This is a genomic window from Novosphingobium barchaimii LL02, assembly GCF_001046635.1.
Taxonomy (GTDB): domain Bacteria; phylum Pseudomonadota; class Alphaproteobacteria; order Sphingomonadales; family Sphingomonadaceae; genus Novosphingobium; species Novosphingobium barchaimii.
In genome coordinates this window covers 103,508-119,528 of sequence record NZ_KQ130454.1, presented here as the reverse complement: position 1 = coordinate 119,528, position 16,021 = coordinate 103,508, and the positions used below count along the sequence as shown (strand labels likewise).

13 protein-coding genes and 1 riboswitch are annotated in these 16,021 nt (G+C 65.6%); of the genes, 5 read left to right on the top strand and 8 right to left on the bottom strand.

Translation table 11 applies throughout. The features are described 5' to 3' along the window. Positions 1 to 93 precede the first annotated feature (93 nt). From odhB to V474_RS11010, 6 genes are all read right to left on the bottom strand, one after another. Positions 94 to 1,341 carry a 2-oxoglutarate dehydrogenase complex dihydrolipoyllysine-residue succinyltransferase gene (odhB, locus tag V474_RS11035; RefSeq protein WP_059151587.1) on the bottom strand — a complete coding sequence of 416 codons (1,248 nt, stop codon included), beginning with the start codon at positions 1,339 to 1,341 and terminating at the stop codon, positions 94 to 96. Between the two features lie 8 nt (positions 1,342 to 1,349). Further along, positions 1,350 to 4,199, bottom strand: a complete 2,850-nt coding sequence (locus V474_RS11030) for a 2-oxoglutarate dehydrogenase E1 component (protein WP_059151586.1) — start codon at positions 4,197 to 4,199, stop codon at positions 1,350 to 1,352. A gap of 198 nt (positions 4,200 to 4,397) precedes the next feature. After that, complete coding sequence (sucD, locus tag V474_RS11025) at positions 4,398 to 5,288, bottom strand: succinate--CoA ligase subunit alpha (RefSeq protein ID WP_043971047.1); 891 nt, start codon at positions 5,286 to 5,288, stop codon at positions 4,398 to 4,400. A 126-nt stretch (positions 5,289 to 5,414) separates the two neighbouring features. Further along, positions 5,415 to 6,377: a malate dehydrogenase gene (gene mdh / locus V474_RS11020; RefSeq protein WP_043971045.1), complete on the bottom strand. Its 963-nt coding sequence runs from the start codon at positions 6,375 to 6,377 to the stop codon at positions 5,415 to 5,417. 418 nt (positions 6,378 to 6,795) lie between these two features. Then, a complete protein-coding gene (locus V474_RS11015) occupies positions 6,796 to 7,158 on the bottom strand; it encodes a hypothetical protein (RefSeq protein WP_059152104.1) in 363 nt (120 codons plus the stop codon). 173 nt (positions 7,159 to 7,331) lie between these two features. Then, complete coding sequence (locus tag V474_RS11010; protein ID WP_082699747.1) at positions 7,332 to 8,495, bottom strand: cell wall hydrolase; 1,164 nt, start codon at positions 8,493 to 8,495, stop codon at positions 7,332 to 7,334. Positions 8,496 to 8,725: 230 nt separating this feature from the next. Further along, positions 8,726 to 8,930, top strand: a riboswitch (cobalamin riboswitch). 106 nt (positions 8,931 to 9,036) lie between these two features. On the opposite strand from V474_RS11010, the gene V474_RS11005 reads away from it, so the two are divergent. The 4 genes from V474_RS11005 to V474_RS10990 all read left to right on the top strand — a co-directional run bounded on the left by V474_RS11005 (position 9,037) and on the right by V474_RS10990 (position 13,515). Further along, a complete protein-coding gene (locus V474_RS11005; RefSeq protein WP_059151585.1) occupies positions 9,037 to 10,854 on the top strand; it encodes a TonB-dependent receptor plug domain-containing protein in 1,818 nt (605 codons plus the stop codon). Between the two features lie 65 nt (positions 10,855 to 10,919). Beyond that, a complete protein-coding gene (locus V474_RS11000) occupies positions 10,920 to 11,810 on the top strand; it encodes an ABC transporter substrate-binding protein (RefSeq protein WP_082699746.1) in 891 nt (296 codons plus the stop codon). Next, entirely contained in the window at positions 11,807 to 12,772 is a 966-nt protein-coding gene (locus V474_RS10995) for a FecCD family ABC transporter permease (RefSeq protein ID WP_059151584.1), read from the top strand. Before V474_RS11000 ends, V474_RS10995 begins: the two co-directional genes overlap by 4 nt. Then, positions 12,769 to 13,515 (top strand): ABC transporter ATP-binding protein, encoded by a 747-nt coding sequence (locus V474_RS10990; RefSeq protein WP_059151583.1) that lies wholly within the window; start codon positions 12,769 to 12,771, stop codon positions 13,513 to 13,515. The genes V474_RS10995 and V474_RS10990 overlap by 4 nt, the downstream gene beginning before the upstream one ends. 22 nt (positions 13,516 to 13,537) lie before the next feature. Here V474_RS10990 and V474_RS26190 read toward each other — a convergent pair whose 3' ends face one another. Then, complete coding sequence (locus tag V474_RS26190) at positions 13,538 to 13,696, bottom strand: hypothetical protein (RefSeq protein WP_169795061.1); 159 nt, start codon at positions 13,694 to 13,696, stop codon at positions 13,538 to 13,540. 91 nt (positions 13,697 to 13,787) lie between these two features. Then, positions 13,788 to 14,357: a septal ring lytic transglycosylase RlpA family protein gene (locus V474_RS10985; protein ID WP_059151582.1), complete on the bottom strand. Its 570-nt coding sequence runs from the start codon at positions 14,355 to 14,357 to the stop codon at positions 13,788 to 13,790. Positions 14,358 to 14,474: 117 nt separating this feature from the next. On the opposite strand from V474_RS10985, the gene V474_RS10980 reads away from it, so the two are divergent. Then, positions 14,475 to 15,998 (top strand): ABC1 kinase family protein, encoded by a 1,524-nt coding sequence (locus tag V474_RS10980; RefSeq protein WP_236711193.1) that lies wholly within the window; start codon positions 14,475 to 14,477, stop codon positions 15,996 to 15,998. Positions 15,999 to 16,021 lie beyond the last annotated feature (23 nt).

Here is a 16,021-nt window from a genome sequence, read left to right as displayed (position 1 = left end):
CCTCGCAGTGTTCAGGCATGAGCGGAAAATAGTAGTTTCAGCGCAAGTGAAAACCCCGCCCGACCAGTTTCGGGGCGGGCGGGGTTTTTCGTGTCAGAGGTCGATCAGGAGCCTGGTGGGATCCTCGATCGCTTCCTTGATGGTCTTGAGCGCGGTGACCGCCTCGCGGCCGTCGATCAGGCGGTGGTCGTAGGACAGCGCGATGTACATCATCGGGCGGATCACGATTTCGCCATTACGCACCACGGCGCGGTCTTCTATGCGGTGAAGACCCAGCACTGCCGACTGCGGCGGGTTGATGATCGGGGTCGACATCAGGCCGCCGAACACGCCGCCGTTGGAGATCGTGAAGGTGCCGCCCTTCATGTCTTCCATGGTCAGCTTGCCGTCCTTGGCCTTCTTGCCGAAGTTCGCGATAGCCTTTTCGATGCCCGCGAAGCCCAGCTTGTCGCAGTCCTTGACCACGGGGACCATCAGGCCGCTCGGGGCCGAGACTGCGATCGAGATATCGACGTAGTCGTGGTAGACGATCTCGTCGCCGTCGATCTGTGCGTTGACGGCCGGGATGTCCTTCAACGCCAGAACCGACGCCTTGGCGAAGAACGACATGAAGCCCAGCTTGATGCCGTGCTTCTTGAGGAACACGTCCTTGTACTTGTCCCGCGCTTCGATGACGGCCGACATGTCGACGTCGTTGAAGGTGGTGAGCAGGGCGGCGGTGTCCTGCGCGGACTTGAGGCGCTTGGCGATCGTCTGGCGCAGGCGCGTCATCTTGATGCGCTCTTCGCCGCGTGCCGATGCGGGGACCGAGGCAGGCGCACCGGCAGCGGCCGGAGCAGCAGAGGCGGGCTTGTTCTTGGCGGCTTCCAGGACGTCGTCCTTGGTGATGCGGCCATCCTTGCCGGTGCCCTTGATCGACGCGGGGTCGATACCGTGCTCCAGGATCGCACGGCGCACGGCCGGCGACAGGACCGAAGCGCCGGTAGAGGCTTCCTCGGTTGCCGGAGCAGCGGCGGCAGGTGCCGCAGCCGGCGCCGGAGTCGAAGTAGCCGGAGCGGCAACAGCGGGGGCCGCAGCAGGCTTGGCAGCGGCAGGCGCCCCCGAACCTGCTTCGATGGTGGTGATCAGCGCGCCGACGACGACATTGTCGCCTTCGGCAGCGATGTGCTGGCCCATGACACCGGCGTGCGGTGCCATGACGTCGATGGCGACCTTGTCGGTCTCGAGGCTGGCAATGGGCTCATCGGCAACAACGGCTTCGCCGGGCTGCTTGAGCCACTGGCCGATGGTGGCTTCGGCGACGGACTCGCCGAGCGTGGGGACCTTGACTTCAGTGGACATGGTTTATCTCAAGCCTTCTGCTTGCGACGGAGTTCGGAACGAACGGAAAGATGCAGGGCATCAGCAACCAGCGCCGCCTGTTCGGCGGTGTGGCGCTTGGCGAGACCCGTGGCGGGCGACGCCGAAGCGGAGCGACCGGCATAGCGAGGACGCGGGGCGGAAACGCCCGCTTCGATGGCGGCTTCCTCGACCAGCGACTCCACAAAGAACCAGGAACCGTTGTTCTTGGGCTCTTCCTGGCACCAGACGACTTCCTCGAGGTTCGGCATCTTGGAAAGACGCTGGGCCAGCGGTTCGCCCGGGAAGGGGTAAAGCTGCTCGATGCGGATGATCTGGGTGTCGGTGATCTCGGCGGCGTTGCGCGCTTCGAGCAGGTCGTAGAAGACCTTGCCCGAGCACAGGATGACCTTCTTCGTTTCCGCGTCCGCCGAGGGGTTGGGATCGGACAGGATGCGCTTGAATTCGCCGTCGAGGAATTCCGAAGCGGCCGACTTTGCCAGCGGGTGGCGCAGCAGCGACTTGGGAGTCATGATGACGAGCGGCTTGCGGAACGAACGGCGCATCTGACGGCGCAGGACGTGGAAGTAGTTCGCCGGGCTGGTGATGTTGCAGACCTGGATGTTGTCCTGCGCGCAGAGTTGCAGGTAACGCTCCAGACGGGCCGAGGAGTGCTCCGGACCCTGGCCTTCGTAGCCATGCGGCAGCAGCAGGACCAGCCCGTTCGCGCGCAGCCACTTGGATTCGGCCGAGGCGATGTACTGGTCGATGATGATCTGCGCACCGTTGGCGAAATCGCCGAACTGGCCTTCCCACAGGACCATGGTCTTGGGATCGGCGCTGGCGTAGCCGTACTCGAAGCCGAGCACGCCGTATTCCGACAGGGTGGAGTCCAGCACCTCGAAGCGGCCGTGCGGCAGCGTGGTGAGGGGCGTGTACTTGTGCTCATCGGTCTGGTCGGTCCAGACGGCGTGGCGCTGGCTGAAAGTGCCGCGTCCGCAGTCCTGGCCGGACAGGCGCACGCCGTAACCCTCGGAGACGAGGCTGCCGAAGGCGAGCGCCTCCGCCGTTGCCCAGTCGAAGCCTTCGCCCGACTTGAACATCTCTTCCTTGGCGGCGAGCACGCGGGCCAGCGTCTTGTGGACGGTGAGGCCTTCGGGGATCGTCGTCAGCACGCGGCCCAGGCTTTCGAACAGCTTGGGTTCGACCTTGGTGTCGACGTTGCGGCGCGCGGTTTCGGGATCGGCAGGCTTGTGGAAGCCGCTCCACTGGCCGGCGAACCAGTCGGCCCGGTTCGCCTTGTAGGTCTTGGCGGCCTCGAACTGTTCTTCCAGATGCGCGGTGAACGCATCTTCGGTCTGGCCGAGGAACGCATCGTCGATCACGCCTTCGGCCTTCAGCTTGTCGCTGTAGATCTTGCTGACCGGCGGGTGCTGGCGGATCTTGGCGTACATCAGCGGCTGCGTGAAGCCGGGCTCGTCGCCTTCGTTGTGGCCGAAGCGGCGGTAGCACCACATGTCGATCACGATGTCGCGCTTGAAGGTCTGGCGGTAGTCGATCGCCAGCTTGCAGGCGAACGTCACCGCCGCCGGGTCATCGCCGTTGACGTGCAGGATCGGCGCCTGGACGCCCTTGGCGACGTCCGAGGGATAGGGCGAGTTGCGCGCGAACTGCGGGCTCGTCGTGAAGCCGATCTGGTTGTTGATGATGAAGTGGAGGCAGCCGCCGGTGTTGTAGCCCTTGACGCCGGAAAGGCCGAAGCATTCCCAGATGATGCCCTGGCCGGCGAAGGCCGCATCGCCGTGAATAAGCACGGGCAGGACCTGATTGTGCTTCGCGTTAGGGCCGACATCGTCGCCGATATCGTCCGCGATCACCTGATAGGCGCGGACCTTGCCGAGCACGACCGGGTCAACCGTTTCGAGGTGCGAGGGGTTGGGCATCAGGCTCATGTGAACCTTGACGCCGTCAAACTCACGGTCCGCGGAAGTGCCGAGGTGGTACTTCACGTCGCCCGAGCCGCCCACGTCCTCGGGGTTGGCGGTGCCGCCCGAGAATTCGTGGAAGATGACCTTGTAAGGCTTGGCAAGGACGTTCGCGAGGACGTTCAGGCGGCCGCGGTGGGCCATGCCGTAGACGATTTCCTTCACGCCGAGCTGACCGCCGTACTTGATGACGGCTTCAAGCGCGGGGATCATCGATTCGCCGCCGTCCAGGCCGAAGCGCTTGGTGCCGACGTACTTCTTGCCGAGGAACTTCTCGTACTGCTCGCCGCGCACGACGGCCGCCAGGATCGCCTTCTTGCCTTCGGGCGTGAATTCGATTTCCTTGTTGGCGCCTTCCATGCGCTCCTGGAGGAAGCGGCGCTCCTCGACATCGGAGATGTGCATGTATTCGAGGCCGACCTTGCCGCAGTAGTTGGCGCGCAGGATCTGCACGATCTCGCGCACGGTCGCCCACTGCAGGCCTAGGGTGCCGCCGACATAGACCTTGCGGTCCTGCGCGGCGCCTGTGAAGCCGTGGTATTCAGGGGTCAGGTCGGCAGGCAGCTTGCGCTGGTTCAGGCCGAGCGGATCGAGGTCCGCTGCAAGGTGGCCGCGCACCCGGTAGGTACGGATCAGCGTCATGACGCGGAACGCATCGTCCGCTGCCTGGTCTATGCTGGCCTGGTCGACTGCGGCGCCGCCCTTGGCAGCAGCCTTCGCCACTTCGGCCTTGAGAACCGTGGGGTCGAGGCCCTGTGTCCAGTCGTCCTCAGCGTCACCGCCGACGAGGGGCCAGTTGCCACGCTGCCAGCTGGGGCCGGCCTGGGGCTCTTCCAGCGCCATGTCGGGGGTGAATTCGAAACTCTCGTCGCCCATAGGAATCACCTATCACCACGCCGGACACAGGTGTCCCGGCGTTGTCTGTGTGTTCGCGGCGCTGACGGTTCCCGGGGAGGAGGGCCGAAATGCCGCTCGGTAGTGGCGCGAGGGACCGAAATGCCCCGGCGCGTCATGGTAAGCACCCGGCAGCGGCGAAGTTCCGAAGAACCATGCCGCTGCACGGGCAGTATCAGATCAGGCGAGTTCCTTCAGGCGTTCCACAAGGGTCTCACCCAGCAGCGACGGCGAGGACGACACCTTGATGCCGGCTTCTTCCATGGCTGCGATCTTGTCTTCGGCGCCGCCCTGGCCGCCCGAAACGATGGCGCCGGCGTGGCCCATGCGGCGGCCCGGAGGCGCCGTGCGGCCGGCGATGAAGCCTGCCATGGGCTTCTTGCGGCCGCGCTTGGCTTCGTCCTTGAGGAACTGAGCCGCTTCTTCTTCAGCCGAACCGCCGATTTCGCCGATCATGATGATCGACTGGGTGGCTTCGTCGGCCAGGAACAGTTCCAGCACGTCGATGAAGTTGGTGCCGTTGACCGGGTCGCCGCCGATGCCGACTGCGGTGGTCTGACCCAGACCTGCGTTGGTCGTCTGGAAGACCGCCTCATAGGTGAGCGTGCCTGAACGCGACACAACGCCGACCGAACCCTTGGAGAAGATCGAACCGGGCATGATGCCGATCTTGCATTCGCCGGGGGTCAGGACGCCGGGGCAGTTCGGGCCGATAAGGCGCGACTTCGAGCCCGAAAGGGCGCGCTTGACGCGAACCATGTCGAGGACGGGAATGCCCTCGGTGATGCACACGATCAGTTCCATCTCGGCGTCGATCGCCTCAAGGATCGAGTCGGCGGCGAACGGCGGCGGAACGTAAATGCACGATGCGGTCGCACCGGTCGAAGCCTTGGCTTCGGCGACGGTGTTGAAGTTGGGCAGACCGATATGCGTCGTGCCGCCCTTGCCGGGGGTGACGCCGCCGACCATCTGCGTGCCGTAGGCGAGAGCCTGCTCGGTGTGGAAAGTGCCGGTCGCGCCGGTCATGCCCTGGGTGATGACCTTGGTATTCTTGTCGATGAGAATGGACATCGGTTTTTCCTGTTCCTGATCGTGAAAAGGCTGACGGCCGTGGCCTGCCGCGTTTTCAAGAAACTATTCAGCCCGCGCGATACTGGCCACCTTGACAGGGCCAGACCGCGCGGGCCGGTGAGATTTTTAGGCGAGGCTGCCGTCGATGGCCTTGCAGGCCACCAGCAGTTCCTTGACCGCGTCGACCGAGACCTGGAAGTTGCCCTTGGCTTCTTCGTCCAGCTCGATTTCGATTACCTTCTCGATGCCATCGGCACCGATCATCGCCGGCACGCCGACGTAAAGGCCGTCAACGCCGTACTGGCCGTCGACATAGGCGGCGACGGGCAGGATGCGCTTCTGATCGTTCAGGTAGGCTTCAGCCATCGAGATTGCCGAAGCTGCCGGAGCGTAGAAGGCGGAACCGGTCTTGAGCAGACCTACGATCTCGCCGCCGCCCGAACGGGTCCGCTGCACGATCGCGTCGATCTTCTCCTGGGTGGTGAGGCCCATCTTGATGAGATCGGGCACGGGAATGCCGTTGACGGTCGAGTACTGCACGACCGGCACCATGGTGTCGCCGTGGCCGCCGAGCACGAACGTGTTCACGTCACGGATCGAAACGCCGAATTCCCAGGCGAGGAACGTCGAGAAACGTGCCGAGTCGAGAACGCCGGCCATGCCGACGACCTTGTTCGCGGGGAGGCCCGAGAATTCGCGCAGCGCCCAGACCATCGCGTCGAGCGGGTTGGTGATGCAGATCACGAACGCGTCGGGTGCGTACTGCTTCAGGCCTTCGCCCACGGCCTTCATGACCTTGAGGTTGATCTGCAGCAGATCGTCGCGGCTCATGCCGGCCTTGCGGGGCACGCCTGCGGTGACGATGACGACGTCCGCGCCGGCAATGTCGGCGTAGTCGTTGGTGCCGGTGATGGAGGCGTCGAAGCCTTCGACCGGGCCGCACTGCGACAGGTCGAGCGCCTTGCCCTGGGGAATGCCCTCGGCAATGTCGAACAGGACGATATCGCCCAGCTCCTTCTGCGCGGCGAGGTGGGCGAGCGTGCCGCCAATGTTGCCTGCGCCGATAAGGGCAATCTTCTTACGAGCCATGATCCGTGCGTGTCCTTCCCAATGGCGGGATTTTGACGGACTTCAAAAGCGGCCTGCATTCAATCCCGCAGAAGGCAGGCGCCGGGTTTGCAAGGGGCGCACTACGCCCCTGTGTGGCACATTGCAACCGCCAAAGGCTCCTCCCACAGGGATCAGTGCACTTTTATCTGATAATAGTTCGCAATTGCAATAAAGTGCGGAAATGGCCGGAAACGGGCACTTCAGACACGTTTCGGCAATCATGTAAAAAGGGAAGTTCTGGTGATTGCGATGTCTTGGAGGCACGGTGTCGGCCATCGCGCAGCGCGAGGCAAGCCTCCCCAGGCGCGATTCGCCGAAGGCCCGATCCGGGCGGTCGCGGATGGTGTTTGGCGTAAGGCTGCCAGAAGGAGCGGGTCCCTGCTCCCTCCCTCATTCTTCATGCCTGAAGGCGGCGCGTTGCGGCGGCGGCCATGCGGCGATCGAGCTGTCGGCAGATCTCAAGCCAGTGCGCGCTGGCGCTGACATCGCCCGAGGCATGGGCGGTCTCGGCTTCGGTGCGAGCGCGGCTGGCGGCGGAAAGGCCGTGACGGGCGAAATGCATCAGCGCGGCGGCCAGTGCGGCGTCGATTTCGGACCAGGCCGCTTCGGCAGCGCTCGCCGTGTCGCTCGATACGGTGCGCAGCACCGGCCCGCTGCTGGGGATGTTGTCGTTGACCGCGCCGAGAGGGGCGCCCAGGCACAGGGATCGCGCAATGGCCGGAGTAGTCCCGCCAAAGGCGGCGGCAAAACGGATGGTCATGTGCTGTAGGCCTTTTGTCTTGTGGTCGTTGCTTGCGCCCATTCTATCCGATCAGGCGCTAATCCATCATGAGAGGACTTGGTTTCCGAAACCTTGACCGTCGCCCCTAGGGGCATTTCCTTGGCTAATCCTTTGCAATCAATTGATAACCAATCGAACTGCAAATTGACACCTCAGTTGCCGGGATTTGCGATCCAACGGCCTGAGTTGGCGTACTCCGCCTTGATGCCTTGCGAGCCTGGCAGGTTCTTTGCGCGATAGAGAGAGTCGCCGCCGCGATCCTCGACTTGCGAGGAATAGACGGGGACCATGGTGGGCGCAGCCTGCGCGGCAGGCGCTTCCTTTGCGACGGCGGGTTCCGCGGTCAGGCCGAAGGCGCGCTGCACTGCCAGCGGGTCGAGCGCGGCCGCGGCCGCTGCTGCGCCGGAACTGTCGTCGCGGCGATGGGGAGCGGCCATCGGTTCGCCGCCGAAATAGGCATAGCGGAAAGTGGCTGGGGCTCCGGCGGCGCCGCGCATGCTGTAGAACCGGTGAGCGCCGATGGTGCCGAGATAATTGAGGCTGGGCGCCCAGTAAGGGCTGACCTGAACCGTATGATAATGCGTAGCGAGGCCGACCGGGGCGTAGACATAGCCCGACAGGGCCTGGCGCGCGACGTTTTCGGCGCGGTCCCAGAACATGGCCTGCGGGCGGCGGGCGAGGGCGCCGTCGCAGGTGAATGAGAACTGGCAGCCGGTCGGCCGTTCCGAGCCTTCATAGACGACGCCGCAGACGCTCTTGGGATAGGCCGGGTGAGCAACGCGGTTCAGGACGACCTGCGCCACGGCGCGCTGCCCGGCGTCGGGTTCGCTGGCGGCTTCATAATAGATCGCGGCTGTCAGGCATTGAAGCGCGCGGCTCCTGTCCACACCGGAATTGTCGATGCGCCCCAGTACATCGAGCGCCCGCGCGGTCGGCCCGGCTCCGAGGGTCGGGCCGGAAACGGTGTCGTCGGCGTCCGAGCGGATGCCTTCGCCTATGCGCAGGGGGGCCGCGTCGGTGTCGAGGTAGTAGAAGGCCGAGCCGGGAAAACTTGCGCCCGATTGCTCGAAGGGCATGGGCAGGACCGAGGGTTCCTGCGTCCCGGCATCGGCGATCGAGAAGCGGTCCCATCCGCCGCCAAGCCCGTTGGGTTCGGCGAAGGCAGGCAGCGCCACGGCGGCGAATACGGCGACGCCCAGCGTCCAGCGCCGCCTCAGCTTGATCGGGTGTCGACCGACGCCGCGCGCACGCCTTGAATAGCGGCCAGTGAAATCACGCGGGCGTTCGAACGCTTCCTCTGCCGGGAATCCGCTCATGGCCGCCGAAGCAGCGTCAGATGCGAAAGGGGCAAGGGGTGGAAGCACTCGAGTCCTATATTCAAAAAAGGAGGCGCAATTCTGCAGCACCGGGCCTTACCGACAATTCCGGTTGGCGCACCCTGACATTCGTCGCCGTCCCGTTGCGGTACAGGCTGTGTCTTTACGCTTAAGAGCTTAAGAATTCATCGCGGATACGCGTGCTTGCCAAGGGCGCGGCGCGGCCTTATCGGCGCGGCTACGTCATGGGTGCCCGCACATACGGGCCTAAGAGGGAAGCCGGCCGAAACTGCCGGCGCTGCCCCCGCAACTGTGACCGGAGAGCCTGTCTCCACACGCGCCACTGGCCGCCGTTCCTGAATGGGGATGCGCTGGGAAGGCGGGGGCAGGCGATGATCCGGGAGCCAGGAGACCTGCCCAGGACGGTCGTTCCGTATCCGGACGGGGTGTTCCGGGTGCAGCGAGCATCGCGTGCCATGAGGAAGGGTGCGCGGAGCCTCCGCCAAGAACGGCGAAAACGTTCAAGGTTCGGAGGAAAACAATGAAGTATATGTTTCTGATCGGTTCGGCGCTTGCCGTCAGCGCGCCTGCCATGGCGCAGGACGCGTCGGATGGGATCGTCGTCACCGCCACTCGCCAGCCCACGCCCATCACGCAGATCGGCCAGTCGGTCACCGTCGTCACCCGCGCCGAGATCGAGCGCACCCAGGCGACCACCGCGACCGATGTTCTGGCTCGCATCCCCGGTGTGTCGACCGTTCAGTCCGGCGGCTTCGGCCAGCCTTCCAGCGTGTTCATCCGCGGCGCCGAAAACGCGCAGAGCCTTGTCCTGATCGACGGCGTGCGCATCAACGATCCGGGCGACGTAGGCGGAGGCTTCGATTTCGGCGCGCTCACCATCGGCCAGTTCGACCGCGTCGAGGTCGTGCGCGGATCGTCGGGCGTGTTGTGGGGCAGCCGCGCCATAGGCGGTGTCATCAACTTCATCACCGCCCGTCCGACCGAACAGTGGACCGCGCGCGCCCAGGCCGAATACGGCTGGCGCGACCGCAAGCAGGTGAGCGCATCGGCCGCCGGCCTTGTCGGCCCGGTAGGCCTGACGCTGGGCGGCAACTGGCTGAAGGGTGATGGCTTCTCGGCCTTCGACGAGGACCGGGGCGCTACCGAAAAGGACGGCTTCGAAAGCAAGAGCGCCAATGCACGCGCCGACGTCGAGCTGGCGCAGGGCCTTTCGGTGGATGCGGGGGGCTTCTACACCAAGGCCAATTACGACTACGACAACACCGGTGCCGATGCGCTGAACGTGGGCCTCAAGCGCGATACGCTGGGCTATGCCAATCTGCGCTACTCCGGCCTCGACGACCGCCTTTCGGCCCGCGTGGGCTACGGCATCAACGACACCAAGCGGATTTCCGATGACGCCGTGTTCGGCCCCTACCAGACCAAAGGCCGCACCGAGCGCTTCGAGGGTCAGGTACTGTTCGCGCCGGTCGAAATGGCCAGCGTGCAACTGGGCGCGGAGACGGAAAAGCAGAAGTTTTCGGACAATTACGGTTCAAACGACGATACCTCGATCGACAGCTATTATGGCAATCTGACGCTGCGCCCACTGGCGGGCCTGACGCTGAACGGCGGCTTGCGCTATGACGATCATGAGGATTTTGGCCACAAGACCACCTTCGCGGCCAACGGTGCCTGGGTGATCGGTTCGGGCGACGAAGCGCCCATCCTGCGCGCCAGCTACGGCGAAGGGTTCAAGGCGCCCTCGCTCTACCAGCTTTACACCAATGCCGGTTTCCGTGCGCTTGATGCAGAGACGTCCAAGAGCTGGGACGCGGGGGTCGAACAGCCCTTCGCGGGCGGCACGGGCCGCTTCACGCTGACCTATTTCGATCGCAAGACGAAGAACCTGATCGATTACGACCTCACTCAGTTCAATTACTACAACGTCGGCCGCGCGCGGGCGCAGGGCCTGGAACTGGGAATGCAGGTGGCGAACTGGCAGGGTTTCGACGTCAATCTTGCTGCCACATATCTCGATGCCACCAACGAGCTGACCGGCGCGCAGCTTGCGCGCCGCCCGAAGACCAACCTCTACGCCAGCCTCGACAAGGCTTGGGAAGTGGGCCTGAAGCTGGGCGCAGACCTGCGCGTGGGCGGCGGCCGCTATGATGACGCCGCCAACAGCCAGTACGTCGGCGGTAACGTCGTCGTCGGCCTGCGCGGCGCTTTCGCGGTGACGCAGAACGTCGAGATCTATGGCCGGATCGAGAACCTGTTCGACGAACATTATGAAGTGGTGCGCACTTACGGCACGCCGGGCCGCTCCGCCTATGCCGGCGTTCGCGTGAAGATGTGACCTGGCGCCCGGTCGCGACATGGCTGGCCGGACCAACCCCTTCCGCAAGGAAGGGGTTGGTGTTTATGCACAATGCTCAAAAGCGGGGCAGCCGTTCATCCTGCGTACTGGTCCTGATGTCGGCCCTTGCGCTTTCGGGTTGCGGAAATGACGCTCCGATCGCCGATGCGGGGCACCCCCGGATCGTTTCGCTGAACCCCTGCACCGATGCGGTACTGGCGCAAGTCGCAGCGCCGGGGCAGCTGCTGGCGATTTCGCATTATAGCCACGACCCTTCCGCGACATCGATGGACATTGCCGAAGCGGCCCGGTTCGGTGACACGTCGGGCACCGTCGAGGAAATCGCCGCCTTGGCCCCCGACGTGGTGGTGGCCAGCAGCTTCATGGCGCCCACGACCGTGCAGGCCCTGCGCGATATGGGTATGCGTGTGGTGCTGGAACCGATCCCTTCCGACGTCGCCGGATCGCTGGCGCAAGTACGCAGCCTGGCGGCGCTGGCCGGCAACCGGTCGGTTGGCGAAGCGCTGATCGACCGCATCGAAGCTGCAATGGCCAAAGCAGCGCCGGCTGCCGGCACACGGCCGGTCCCGGCGCTGCTTTGGGAATCGGGCGGCATCGTTGCGGGGGACGATACGCTGATCGTCGACCTCATGCGCCGCTCGGGCTTCGCCAATGCCGCCGCCGCGCGGGGGCTTGGGCAGGCGGACTTTCTGCCGCTCGAGCGCGTGCTCGCGGATCCGCCGCGCGTGATCTTCACCGTAGGCTCGCCTGCCGCCGAAGAGGACCGAATGCTGCGCCATCCCGCTCTCGCGCAGGTCAAGGGAATGACTCGCGCGCCGCTCGACCGTTCGCTGCTGTGGTGCGGCGGCCCGACCATCCCGCGCGCGCTGGCCCGGCTGGTTCAGGTGCGCCGGGAATTGAATATCCCATCGACCGCGTCCAGGCCCCGCTCATGAACCGCCGACTGATCCTGATCCTCGTCGCCGCGCTTGTCGTCGCCGTGCCGCTTTCGCTGCTGGCGGGGCAGGTGTGGATTGATCCCATCGCACCGACTACGCGCAATGCCGCGTTGATCCTGTTCGAATTGCGCCTGCCGCGAGCCGCGCTGGCTCTGGTAATCGGAGCGGGGCTGGGTGTTTCCGGGGCAGCGATGCAGGGGTATCTACGCAATCCGCTTGCCGATCCGGGCCTGTTCGGCATCGCGCCCGGCGCTGCGCTGGGCGCGGTGCTGAGTTTCTGGACGGGCTATGCGGCTTCGGTCTGGCTGTTGCCGGTCTTTGCCCTTGTGGGCGCGGGCGGGGCGATGGCTCTACTTGCACTGATCGCCGGGCGGGAGGGCGGGGTCGCGCTGTTCACCATGGCGGGCCTTATGATCGCCAGCCTTGCGGGCGCGTTGACCAGCCTTGCGATCAGCCTTTCGCCCACGCCTTTCGCGATGAGCGAGATTGTGACCTGGCTGATGGGCGCGCTGGCTGATCGGTCATGGCGCGAAGTGGGGATCGCTGCCCCGCTGACCCTGGCCGGGGTGGGCGTACTTATGTCGGCCGGGCGCGGGCTGGATGCCCTGACGCTGGGAGATGCGGCTGCACGATCGCTGGGGCTGGAGCCGGGACGGCTGCAAGCGCGGATGATCGTGGGCGTGGGGCTTGCGGTTGGCGCGGCGGTGGCGGTCGCGGGCGTGATCGGCTTCGTCGGGCTGATGGTGCCGCATCTGGTGCGGCCGCTGACCGACCGGCGCCCGTCCTCGCTGATGGTGCCCAGCGCGCTTGCCGGCGCGCTGCTGCTGCTGGTCGCCGATTGCCTGTGCCGGATGCTGCCGCTTAGCGGCGGCGAATTGCGGCTGGGCATCGCCCTGAGCCTGCTTGGCGCGCCATTTTTCCTCAAATTGCTGCTCGACATGCGCCGGGGGCTGGCATGACCACAACACTGGGCTGCGTGAATCTCAGCCTTGCCGACCGGCTTACCGATCTGACTTTGTCGCTTCACGAGGGTGAGGTGACGGCGATCTGCGGGCCGAACGGTGCGGGGAAATCCACGCTGCTTTCTTGCCTTGGCGGCCTGGTCGCGGCGGATGGCGGACTGGTGACGCTGGGTGGCCGGCTGTTGCGCAACGTCCCCGCTCAGGAGCGCGCGCGGTGTATTGGATACTTGCCCCAGTCACCCGAAATCGCCTGGGACGTGAGTGTCGAGGTGCTCGTCTCGCTTGGCCGGCTGCCTTGGGGCGATGCTGGGGCGCAAGCGGGAAGGGACGCTATTGAAGAGGCCATTGCGGCGATGGACTTGGGCGCCTTGCGCAACCGCCGCATTTCGCGCCTTTCAGGCGGCGAACGGGCGCGGGCGTTAATGGCAAGGGTATTGGCGACCGGCCCGGCGTGGCTGTTCGCCGACGAACCGCTGGCCAATCTGGACCTGCGTCACGCGATCGCGCTGATGCGCCGTTTTCGCGAGCAGGGCAGCAAGGGCCGGGGCGTGGTGCTGGTCCTGCACGATCTGGCCACGGCTATGAACTTCGCCGACCGCGTGATCGTCCTCGACCAAGGGCGGCTGGCAGCAGACGGGGAACCGGCCCACGCGCTACGGTCGGAAGTGATCGAGCAAGTCTGGCGGTGCAAGGCAGGATGGCTCGGCGAACGGGGGATGCGGGCGCTGTCGCTGGGGTAGTGCCAAGCCTCATCCATTAACGTCAGCCTGGTAGAAAGCGGCCCCTGGTCCAAACGCGCATGGTTTCCTCGTTCTTTTCGCTCTCGCGCAGATGCTCTTCGCGCTGGCGGTCGAAAATCAGCGATCCCGTTGCCCGCGCGAAGCGGCTGCGACGGAAGGGAATTTCAGCTCCGATGTTCATGTGTTTTTCCTCTCAATGCGACAACGCGCGAAGACGACATGCAGTTCCCGCATCAGGCCGGAAATGCGGACAAGCGCGATGCGCAATACATTCAGCGCTGCCCCACACCGCGCGAGAATTGATCCTGCAGGCTGGTCAGTGCGCGGGCCGAGACGGGCGGCAGTTCGCGGGCGCGCTTGCCTTTGCGCAGGGCGGCGCGGTCTTTCTCGGATGGCTCGACGACGCGCACGCGCACCGCCGCTTTGCCACGAGCGCGAACGCCTAGCAGCTCCGCCGCGCCTTTTGACAAGTCGAGGATGCGCGTCTGATCCCCGTAAGGCCCGCGATCGTTCACCCGCACCAGGATGCGCCTGCCGGTGTCGAGCGCGGTGACTTCAACATAGGAGGGCAGGGGCAGCGTCTTGTGGGCAGCTGTAAACCAGCCCGGCCGGAAACGCTCGCCATTGGCGACCTGGTTGCCGCTTTCGCTCCCGTACCAGGTCGCATAACCCAGCATGTCGTAGCCCGGCTGCGCGGCAGGCGTATAAGTGGTTCCGCGGATCTTGTAGGAAGGCCCGATGCGCACCGGCACGTCGCTGACCGGACGGTATTTGACGCCGCCGCCGCAGGCCGCCAGCATGGCGGCAAGGGCAAGGGCGAGCGCGTTTCGCAGGAAAACCATCTGTCCAGCCTAGGCGCGGCGCGATTGCCGGCCAACGCGCGCGCACGGCCTTTCCACAAGCGCGGCGGAACCGGGCGCCCGTCCGGCCGGTTTCCCCTTCCTACTCAAGGAGCTGCCATGCCGACGATCCTGCAGACGATGACCGTAGCCGCGCGCGACCGCGCGCGCATGGCCGAAGTGAGCGCAGTGATCGCCCGCTTCGGGCTTGACTCGCTGCTCGCCCGGCTGGGCCTGGGCGGCGAGGCGCGAGAGGAGGCCGACCTTCCCACCCGCACCCGGCGTGCGCTGGAGGCGCTGGGGCCGACTTACGTGAAGCTTGGCCAGATCCTCGCCACCCGGCGTGACCTGCTGCCGGACGAGTGGATCGCCGCCTTCGAGCAACTGCAAAGCGATGCCCCGCGCCTCCCGTTCGAGGCGCTTCGTCCCGCCGTCGAGGCCGCGCTGGGCGAACCGCCCGAAACCGCCTTCGCGCGTTTCGATACGCAGCCCCTTGCCGCTGCTTCGATCGCGCAGGTTCACCGCGCCGAGATGCACGACGGGACCGAAGTGGCGGTGAAGATCCGCCGCCCCGGGATACGCCCGCGCATGGAAGCGGACCTGCGCTTGCTGCGCCATCTTGCGGCGCTGGCCGAGGCGCGCAGCGCCGGCGTGCGACGCATGATGCCGAGCGCGATGATCGAGCAGTTGGGCCGGGAAATCCTCGACGAACTCGATTTCACCAACGAAGGCCGCAACGCCGACCTCCTGCGCGCCGACCTCGCCCAGCTGGAGCGCGTCGTCGTGCCGCGGATCGACTGGGCGCATACCAGCGAAGGCGTGCTGGTGATGGACTTTGTGGCGGGCGTGCCCCCGCGCGATCCTGCGCTGCTGCGGGGGGAAGGCATAGACCCCGCCTCGATCGCGGATCTGGGCGCGCAGCTGGTGCTTGAAATGGTGCTGGTCAATGGCCGTTTCCACGCCGATCCGCACCCCGGCAACCTGCTGTGCCTGCCGCCCTCGGCGCCGGGCACGGGTGACCGCCTGGCCCTGCTTGACCTCGGTTCGGTCGGCTTCGTATCGCCCCGCCGCCAGCACGAATTCCTGACCTTTATCCTGTCCCTGCGCGGCAACGACCCCGGCGGGGTCGCCGACATGCTGGGCCTGTGGTCACAAGCCGGCGAAGTTCCGCGCGAACGGCTTCTTGCGGCCGCAGAACGCCTAGTGGCCCGCCACGGCACCGGGGCGCTGGTGCTCAATTCCATGGTCGCGGACTTCTTTCCGCTGCTGCGCAAGGAAGGCTTGGTGCTGCCGCCCGACCTTGTGCTGATCTTCAAGGCGATGGTGACGATGGACGGCGTGCTCTCCGGTATCGCCCCGGACTTTGATCTGTCGCAGGCCCTGACGGCGCTGCGGGGCCGACTCGTCGCCTCGCGCCTGACCCGCCTCGCATCGCCGGACCGGCTGGAGGCGGTGCTGTTGGAAATTTCCCGCCTCTCCGCCGATGCACCCCGCCTGATGCGCGCAGCCACCGCGCGGCTGGAAAAGGCGGAGGAAGCCGGACCGGAGACCGGACAGGGGCAGGCGGTTCGCCATGCCGGAGCGCTTGTGGCAGGAGCGCTCGTGCTTCACGCGCTGATTGGCGTGATCGCAGGGTTTTTATGAGGACAGCATGACGAAGGGGGATC